Below are 8,880 nucleotides of genomic sequence, written 5' to 3' on the forward strand. Positions count from 1 at the left end.
CACTCCCGCAACGCAGCGGTTTATCGCTGCGCCAATGCCTCGCCGCCGTGCCGGGTGGGCGTATTCCCGGCGTCTTGTGTTGCGTCATGCACGATATGTAGCTCGCGCATGCGGACGGGCAGGGTGCAGCGCGCGTCCTTGAGCGTCGTACGAACTTGCTGTGCCAGCTTCCAGCGCATTTCCCAGAAATGCTCGGTCTTGGCCCAGACCCGCAGGTTCAGCACCGCCACGCTGTCGTCAAAGCGCATGACCATTGCCATCGGGGCGGGATCCGGCAACACCAGCGGCTCGCTGCTGGCTAGCGCCTTGAGCGCCTCGATCGCGCCGGTAATGTCATCGTGCAGCGACACCTCGGTTTCCAGGTCCAGCCGGCGAGTCGGGTTGCGCGTGTAATTGCGCACCGAGTTGCTCCAGAGCGCGCTGTTTGGCACGTACTCGCAAATGCCGTCTGGTTTGGCCAGTCGCGTCATGAACAGGCCGACTTCCTCCACAGTACCGGCCACCTGGCCACCACCGCCTTCGATGTAGTCATCCACCCGAAACGGACGCAGCGCAAGCAGCATGATGCCCGCGGCAATGTTCTGGAGCGTGCCTTGCAAAGCCAAACCAATGGCCAGACCCGCTGCGCCCAGCACAGCAATGATGCTTGCCGTTTCAATACCTAGCCGGGACAGCGCCCCGACGACAGCAAGGATGCGGATACCCCAGACGCTGATGTCACAGAGGATTGGCGTGAGCGTGGCGTCAAGCTTGGCTTGGCGGCTCATCATCCGGCTCAACCAACGGCCGATGAGTTTTGACAGCCACCAGCCACCGAAGAGAATCAGCAGCGCGGTACACAGGCTGATCGCGAAATGACTGAAGGATCCCCAGAGAATGGGGTCCAGGTAAGTGTGAAGGTTTTCCATCGTTCAATGCGTGTGACGTGACCTTGTGGTGGGAACCAGACTTTGGTGCTTGGTTCCCGTTAATTTTTATCGTGTAATTTGTGTTATGTTAAATCGCGTCGACGTCTGTGGGCTCGTCTACAGCAGGCGCTGCGTGCAATCCAGGCACGCGCGGAACCGGCACCCGCGTGACCGGCAGCACATCAGCAAGTCCAGCACCTCCCTCTTTGAAACGCCTGCCTCGAGCAGGCGTTTTTTCTTCTTCTCGATCTTTCTGTAATAGCGCCGCCGCGGCGCATCTTGGATGCCACGGCGCAGATACCGGATATGCCAGTACAGGTTCCGAATCTCTCGCGCCAAGGCCCGCTTCTCATCGTCGGACACATCACCCCTGCGTGTTATCTTTACGCAACACTATCAACGGGGTGCGCGATGCGCAACATCAACCTCTGGACGATTGTCATCTGCCTGGCCGGCGGGCTGTACGTCTACAAGTACTACCCGCGAGACGGGGCCAAAGTCGAAATCGCGCTACCCAGCATCACGCCTCAACCGACGCCCGTAACGCCGCCGCCAGAGCCGCCAAAGCCTGCGCCAGTGGTCACGGCACAGCCTCAGTACCAACCAGCTCCAGCGCCGGCACCACAGCCTGCTCAGCAGGTCGGCAGCATTGATCCCTGGACCGCCGAGCTGGCGCGCCAGGCGGATGCGCGAATCGCAAGGCAACGACGAGAATGGGCCGCCCAAGACCAGCAGGCCGCCCAGGTGCAGACGGCACAAGCAACTGCAGCTGGTGCTACGTGCGCCGCCTGGCGGAATGAAAAGGAAGCTGCGGTTGCAAACCTGCGCCGCGGTGGCGACGCTCAGTGGATGAACTTCTGGAATCAGCGCTTCCACGCTGCAAATGATGCGCTGTATCGCAACCACTGCTGAAAAGCGGGCTTGCAAAAGAGGGGGTGTTTGGATGTGGGTAGCCTTGTATGTACGTACCTGGTCGTACCCGCTGCTCGGTCCCGCCAGCCGCGCTGGCCGCGCGACAACCGCCCGAAGCACAGTTTGATACGGGGACTAAGCCGCCCAGCAAAGGCGCGGACACTCCCGACGCTAGATGCTGTTACTTCGGTACGTAAGGCACATAGCGACCCTGGATCGCCTCGCTCACGAAATGCCAGGCACCAATGCCCAAATCAGTAATGCCGTTTGCAGGCGCCGAGTTGAAAAGCTCAGATCTACCGGCCCGTTTCTTCCCCTTACAAGCCAAGGCAAGCAGCTGCAGCACGAGCTGCAAGACAACGCGATCAGAAGAATTACCGTTACTCGACGTAACGGATTTTTGAGCTGCCTTCAACTGGGCAATCTCAGCCACCAGCTCTTGACGCTGATCCTCTTTGAAAACAGCCAGGTCATAAGCCTTGCCCCGCTCTTCGATCGTCAGATCCAGCTCTTTACGCAGCTTGCCGTTGCGGGCCAGCTCAGCAGCGTGAGACTTCTGCAGGTGAGCGACAGTCTTGCGCAGCTCGTCAATCTCAGCCTGGTCGTCACCATCATCCAAACGCTGCTTCATCGCACGAAGCGGCAGCAGCTCATCGGTGAGCTCATCAATCGTCTCGTGAGCCTCAGCCAGGTCAGCACGAAGCGCCTCCACCTCCAGGCGGCACTCATCGTAGGCGTCAACATCGGAAAGCATTTCCGTTACGGTCATGCGCTTAGTAACGGATTTAGCATCCACCGGCTGCTGAGCCTTGCGACGAGCTCGAAACGCAGCCTGGCGTTCTGCATTGCTCATCGCGTGCGCCTTGCGCGGACGACCACGGCCCCGCTTCTGCTCTACACCAGGCAGTTCGCCAGTCACGTTATCCGTTACGTCACGCATATTAGAGACCCCGCTTGGCAGAGCGGAAATTTTCCACAACCAACCCGACCACAGCGAGGCAAAGCAATACGCCGGCCCCAACGCGACAACACCAAGCTGCGTACTCAACAGCATCCACCGTTACGCCCAACTCAACATGGAGCTTCGTCCCGAAAAACAGCACCATGTACGAAATGACCATCGCCCACAAACTCAGAATCGCCGGACCCAAGCACCACATAGCCACCCCCTTATCAATGATTCTATTTTACGTTACTAGTAACGGATATTCAATTACTGTTACACTTTTTTGGTAACGAAAATTACGTCCGACCACCAAGGACGGTGTGCACCTTATTGCGCGGCTGGACCAAACCATCACTGCCATACCCCGGCCAAGGCTGCTCTATGCCGTTATCACGGGCCGCAGAGCGATCTGGAGCAGCCTCTGCACTCCTGACCGCCACCACAGCGTCAGAATCGCTGCTAGAGCCTCCTGAGCCCGCCATACTGGCGATCGCACGGTTGTCAGCTTCGCTAACCTTGCCGAACGGCTCCAACGGCCAGCTCGTCACCGCGATATGCACGCCCGCCTTAGACAGAACCACGTGCTCTCCGTAGGCCGACCTGGCAACGCCCCAGCCGAACTCTTCGAGCTGGGCAGCACTCAAGCGCTCCTTCAACCTGAAACTCTCGTCGTACCACTCCACCACCAGGCGCGCCCCCCTCGCCCCCCACACCAGGCCAGACAACCGCGGCCGCCATTTCTGCGAAATTGCAGCCACGTAGTCATCAGCCATCGCATCCTGCTTTTGCGACTCGGCAACCGGAGCACTCTTGCCCTGGACCGGCTGAGCCTGGCTGACGTTAGCCTGCACAGCGGACGCAGGCGCGGCAGCAGGTGCGGGCGTACTAGACACCGTTACGGTCTTCTCGACCTTGTGACCTGCGTTGAGACTCTTCTCCAGGCCGCCGCCCTTGAAAGCGTGCCAGAGGAACCAGACAGCGCCGACCAGGCCAATCACCATCAGCGGCACAAACTTGCGCAGCACAGGGTTGCTCCACACGTTGGTGCGCGCATCCTTGTACGTCTCAGTGTTGCTGGTGCTGTCCTGATGGCTCTTGTAGGTGCCGAAGTACTTCGGGTCGTACACCTCACTGCCCTTGTTAATCTGCGTGAACTTGATCTTGGTGCCGTTGTGCTGGCCCTTGTACGCGGTCCACTTGTACTTCTTGTCGTTGCCGCGCGCGTTCATCTTCTCAAACACGATCTTCTGGTCGACACGGTTAACCCAGACCGGATGCACGCCACCAGCGCCCTGGAGCACCTGGCACATCAACACAACATCCAGACCGCGATGACGGTGCTCAGCAATGGCCTTGATCTGGTCCTGGCCCATCGACCGCGACGTGCCATGCGGCCAGAAGTTCTGTGCCTCATCCAAGATCACCAGGCTATCGTTCTCAACCAGCTCGTTCCACTGAAGCACCTGGTCTTCCGGAATCTCATGCAGCAGCTCTTTCACCCGATCCTGCTCGATGCCAGCTACCTCAGCAATCTTGGCATGGTCCAAACCGTTGATCCGGGCAAATACCTTGCGCCCCTTCTGCAACGCCGGAATCAACCGCTTCACCACCGCTTCCCACGTCTTGCCTGCACCAGGCAGACCCTCATGAACGATCAGCATGTCATCACCATTGGAAAAGCGTCACGACCTTGCGGGCCATACGGAACGCGAAGGCAGCACCAAGCAGGCTGATGCCCTGCCCGATATTGAAAACGCCGAAGAAATAGAGCACGTCACCACCGAGCGAGCCAAACAGGGTCTGTAGGCTCACGCCAGTCAGAAACGTGGGCGTGGGCAGATAGCTCAGCACGTAAGAAAAGCCCTGCAACAGGAGGTCCAGGGCATCAATGAACAGATCCTCAGTGATCTGCCAGATCGCAACGAAGATCGCGACAAAGATGTCGTCCAACCACTTCGCAAAGGCGCTGATCGCGTTGATGACCGCATCAAACATGGCTCACCTCACAGGAACGCAATACGAAACGCAGCCCAGGCGGCAACGATCAACACAACGGTGCCGGCGAGGCTATAAAACGTCGCCATGGAGCTACCGCACACATACGGCGTCATGTCCAAAGGACCACTCCAGCGCGTTGCCGGAACAGACCAATGCGGACAGCTTCCACCACTGATAGAGACCGTGAAGAAGCCGACTGACGCGGTGTACCAGGGCATTGCCTGCACACGCGAAACGAAGGCCTGCAGCACCTGGCCAAAGGTCTTGTCCTTCTTGGTGTAGAGGCTCGCAGACGTACCATTAAACGTCGCGGTCGTAGGCTGAGGCTTATCTTGCTGATTTTGATTCGCAGGATTGCCAGCGGTCGCTGGAGGCGCCTGATCGGTTGTGGTGGTGGTGGTCGTGGTCGTGCTGCCGTCAGGATTCGTGACCGTGGTCGACGTCGTGGTCGTCGTCGTTGTCTGCCCCTCAACCGGGTTCGTCCGGTCATTCGTCCCAGTGACGGTGGTGGTTTTCGTCGTCGTGTTCGTCGTCGTGGTCTTGCTGCCATCGGCATTGACCTTGGTGGACGAATCAGTGGTGGGCGCTGTCGTCACAGTCGCAGACGGACACGACGTGCTATTCACTGCGCAACCATTGTTCGTCCAGGATGACCCACCCGTAGAAAACGACACGCCGAAGCCAGTACGCGAATCGCTGTACAGCGCGTAACAAGGGTCGGACGTTGACCCATTCGTCAACGCCAACGTAGGCCCGCAGTTCATGTCGTTGTAGATCGACGGCCACGTAGCGGGAGTAGCGGCCAGAGCAGACTTCACTTGAGCATCGGAAGCGGGCTGTTTTGCAGCATTGGGATCAGGGACGCAACCACTACCAGAGGAGACGTAGCCACTGACACACGAACCAACCTGATAGACGCCATAACCCATCGAACCACCATTCAAATCAGGCCTCTCAGGCCAATTCCACGTGCCAGCGCAATACGCGCTAGACCCACTAACTTGCACGCTATTCAGCGTCGCGTGATTAGGAGCAGCACCAGCAGCGCAAGCAGCAGCAGCACTATCAGAGAAGCCACCAACCCCATACCACTGATAGCCACTAAAGCCGACATCACCAGCATTAGCGGAAACCGCAGGAGCGACAACGTTACCGTTCGAGTCGATTCCCAACCCGTTCGAGCTAGGAATCATGCCAATCAGCGTCATCAACGCAGCGCCCTGAATCACACGACTACGAATGGCGGCCATGCCAGCCGCAGCAATGGCATCACCAGCAATCGCAATCGCACCAGTAGCAGGAATCGCAACAGCAGCCGCACCCACAGCGGCAACACCAATGGTGATAGGAACCAGCACGCTCATGACGCCCGCAGACGGCGTTTGCGGCACACCATTACCGCTCTGCCTCACCGACACATCCACGCCCATGCTGTTGCCCTGGATGCACATCTGCCCGGGCATCGTGCAGCCGGTAGTTGCAACCTTCTGCGCATGAGCAGTGCCCGCCATCAACAGAAACGCCAAGCTCAGCGTGAGCCCACCACGAACCCAGCGATCAACGCCGCTGCGCAAAGCGCCCCAATTCCACCCCAAAACAGCAGCCATAGCATGTGACCTCCGTAAACGAAAAAGGCCCGCTGCCGAAGCATGCGGGCCGTGCAACCACGTCTGCGATCAGCCGAAGAAGCTGCCGACCTTCTTGACGGCCCACTTGGCGAACCCCGGGCCGATGTAGATCACGCCGAAAGCAACGATCGCAGCCACCACGGTCGACGCATCGACCGAACCGGTCATCGAGCTCATATCGATCGACGTACCAGCTGCGTTGGCAGCACCGCCAGCAGCAACCGAAACGACGCCAGCAGCGGCCTTCAGCTTGTTTTTCATGCTCATGATTTCAACTCCTGTCAAAGAAAGATGCAGCCTTGGCTACCAGCACCGCGATTAGAAACACGTATGCGGGTAACGAAAAACCAGCGCTGAATGCGGCTGCAAAATCATCAGCACTCGGATACGTGAACGCGCCAGACAACGCCATCACGTTCGCGTATTCATTCGGCTGCAGCAGCAGGAAACCGCTGCAGCTATCTGGCGCGTCAGTCGTGGAGACCAACGTGCCGTTTGACCAAACAACGCACTGCGCCACAGTCAGCCCCGACGACGGTCGATGAAGTCGGACACGCGACTCGCAACGCGCATGCGCCCTTCATGCCCGCTGAAGCGCTCGGCAAACTCCTCAACCGAACCGCTGCGGTACACCGCCACATCGTCAAAAAAATCGCCCACCTCGTACACGGCCCAGCGCACGAAATCGACAACCAACCACACAGCACCGAACGACACGATCACGGCCACAACCGTAGTCACGTCAAGGCTCGACACCATTGCCGAAAGATCAAGACTCATGTCCGCTTCCTCACCGCCACGATGTACTTGTGCGCGAAGCGTTGGCGGTCTAAACGACGCGCTGCGTGCACAGAGAAATAGGCAAGGAAGCGGAGCAGCATCGAAGCCTCGCCTGATTACTGCTCAACCACGTCGAGCACGTGATCCACCGGCACGATGGTTTCCACGTCGCCGGTGTGCTTGTTCTTGAACTCGTAGGGCTTGCGTTGATAGCCACCCAACGTGCAAAGCACCGTCACCTCATCACCACGCTCCCCGAGCTTCTGCTTGCCTCGCACTTCAACCACCTGCGGACGGCTATAGGCGTCGGGCGCCGGTGTCATGATTCGCGTGTAGCGCGTGCCCTCGTGCGAGCGCATCTGCTCGATGCGCCCACGAATGACGACCTGCATCGGCTTGATCGAAGTAGGCTTCCCAGCGCCCACGGTGTTTTCCTGTGACATGACTGCTCCTTAAGCGGCTAACCGCAACGTTTCCCGGCTAACCTGAAATTCCTCGCGGTTGCGCGCCGGGAGGTGGCACAGCCGTGGGTCCGTCCGTACCGGACTGAAATCGTGGGGAAGCACGGCATCGTTGGCCACCACGTGAACATCGGTGCAGAGCCAAGACACACCGGCCTCTTCCAACTGCTTGCGACAGCGATAGAACGTTGCCTTCGCAACGTGCTCACGAGCGAAGTCATCGCCGTGCTGCGCAAGCAGGCTCCAGAACCCGTGCAGGCGCAGACCCAGCGCGTCGCCATACATGCCCTTGAGGCGATGGAGCACCGCCCGCGTATCTCGAACCGTCGTCATCGCTTGCTTCCCCTCACGCAGGAGCTTCTCGATCTCGGTGTCAAAGACGCCCTCCAGATAGGCGTCCGTCACCTCATCCACTCGCGGATGCTTCCCAAAGTCGTACTGGAGCTTGTCGCTGTGCACTTCCACCTCGGCACGCAGGCGGTTATCCGCCAGGCGCTGGAGCGCTGCGACCTTGCGCTCTGCAAGCACGCGGCTACGTTCTTCGTCGTGACCATGCCGATGCTTGAAAACCTGCGAGAAGAAGCCCCGCAGGCGACCACGGTCGTGCACCTGAAACTCAGTGCCCTTGTGATAGAACTTGACCGTGGTGGTCTTGCCCGCGAAGTACACCGCCATGGAGTACTTAGCTGCGCCCTTCTTACGGCGCGGAAAGCTGATGAGCTGCAGGCCGTCGAAGAACTCTTTGCACGCAGCCTTCGAGAGGCGATAGACGGATGCCACGTCGACGCGGTGAACCGTCCACCAGTCAGCCACTGGTAGATCAGTCTCCAAGAGATCCTCAACCAGGGCGACGAAGTCTCGGCACGCCTGCAGGAAGTTCGCAGGCCCGCCGTACACGTTGTGACCGTGCTTGATCTTGTGCACGGAGGCCTCGATCAGGATGTACGGATCGCACGGCACGAGCTCAGGGCGACCGTTCTTGTTGACCACCCACTCCTCGTTCTTCGGGATCACCGAGATGCGTGAATCCCATGAGCCGAGCAACTCGCCCGTGAACAGCTCATAGAGGATTTCGCCGCTGGCGCAATCCATGCCAGAGCGCAAAAGGCACTGCCGCTTGATGCGCTCGACAACCGTGTTGCCGAGGTACGGAGAGCGCAGCCGGACGGTGTCGTAGGCCATACGCTCAGAACCCCTCGCCAAAATCCGAGGAAGTCTCATCCGTGAGACTGTCAGGCGGTGCTACC

The 8,880-nt window shown here is 59.2% G+C and carries 10 protein-coding genes and 1 pseudogene; 1 reads left to right on the plus strand and 10 read right to left on the minus strand.

The window, feature by feature from the left end; all coding sequences use genetic code 11:
• Positions 1 to 20: 20 nt before the first annotated feature.
• Both JHD73_RS12420 and JHD73_RS12425 read right to left on the minus strand, forming a co-directional pair.
• A complete protein-coding gene (locus JHD73_RS12420) occupies positions 21 to 908 on the minus strand; it encodes a mechanosensitive ion channel family protein (protein WP_199030581.1) in 888 nt (295 codons plus the stop codon).
• 117 nt (positions 909 to 1,025) lie between these two features.
• Positions 1,026 to 1,271, minus strand: a complete 246-nt coding sequence (locus JHD73_RS12425) for a hypothetical protein (protein ID WP_368735533.1) — start codon at positions 1,269 to 1,271, stop codon at positions 1,026 to 1,028.
• 48 nt (positions 1,272 to 1,319) lie between these two features.
• Here JHD73_RS12425 and JHD73_RS12430 point away from each other — a divergent pair, with 48 nt between their 5' ends.
• A complete protein-coding gene (locus JHD73_RS12430; protein ID WP_233176922.1) occupies positions 1,320 to 1,820 on the plus strand; it encodes a hypothetical protein in 501 nt (166 codons plus the stop codon).
• Between the two features lie 697 nt (positions 1,821 to 2,517).
• Here the strand turns inward: JHD73_RS12430 and JHD73_RS29615 are convergent.
• From JHD73_RS29615 to JHD73_RS12470, 8 genes and pseudogenes are all read right to left on the minus strand, one after another.
• Positions 2,518 to 2,760 (minus strand): annotated as a pseudogene (locus JHD73_RS29615) (DNA-binding protein); the annotation flags it as partial.
• 302 nt (positions 2,761 to 3,062) lie between these two features.
• The gene (locus JHD73_RS12440) at positions 3,063 to 4,427 is read right to left on the minus strand and encodes a zonular occludens toxin domain-containing protein (RefSeq protein ID WP_199030582.1); all 1,365 of its coding nucleotides are present in this window, start codon (positions 4,425 to 4,427) and stop codon (positions 3,063 to 3,065) included.
• Positions 4,428 to 4,431: 4 nt separating this feature from the next.
• Entirely contained in the window at positions 4,432 to 4,761 is a 330-nt protein-coding gene (locus tag JHD73_RS12445) for a DUF2523 family protein (protein ID WP_199030583.1), read from the minus strand.
• A gap of 8 nt (positions 4,762 to 4,769) precedes the next feature.
• On the minus strand, positions 4,770 to 6,371 hold the full coding sequence (locus tag JHD73_RS12450; RefSeq protein WP_199030584.1) for a hypothetical protein: 1,602 nt from the start codon (positions 6,369 to 6,371) through the stop codon (positions 4,770 to 4,772).
• Positions 6,372 to 6,440: 69 nt separating this feature from the next.
• Complete coding sequence (locus JHD73_RS12455) at positions 6,441 to 6,659, minus strand: hypothetical protein (RefSeq protein ID WP_199030585.1); 219 nt, start codon at positions 6,657 to 6,659, stop codon at positions 6,441 to 6,443.
• Positions 6,660 to 6,914: 255 nt separating this feature from the next.
• Complete coding sequence (locus JHD73_RS12460) at positions 6,915 to 7,172, minus strand: hypothetical protein (RefSeq protein WP_199030586.1); 258 nt, start codon at positions 7,170 to 7,172, stop codon at positions 6,915 to 6,917.
• A gap of 116 nt (positions 7,173 to 7,288) precedes the next feature.
• A complete protein-coding gene (locus JHD73_RS12465; RefSeq protein ID WP_199030587.1) occupies positions 7,289 to 7,615 on the minus strand; it encodes a single-stranded DNA-binding protein in 327 nt (108 codons plus the stop codon).
• Positions 7,616 to 7,624: 9 nt separating this feature from the next.
• Positions 7,625 to 8,815, minus strand: coding sequence for a phage/plasmid replication protein, II/X family (locus JHD73_RS12470; RefSeq protein ID WP_199030588.1), 1,191 nt, complete (start codon positions 8,813 to 8,815; stop codon positions 7,625 to 7,627).
• Positions 8,816 to 8,880 lie beyond the last annotated feature (65 nt).

Source organism: Ralstonia sp. ASV6, from assembly GCF_016429285.1.
Taxonomy (GTDB): Bacteria; Pseudomonadota; Gammaproteobacteria; order Burkholderiales; family Burkholderiaceae; genus Ralstonia; species Ralstonia flaminis.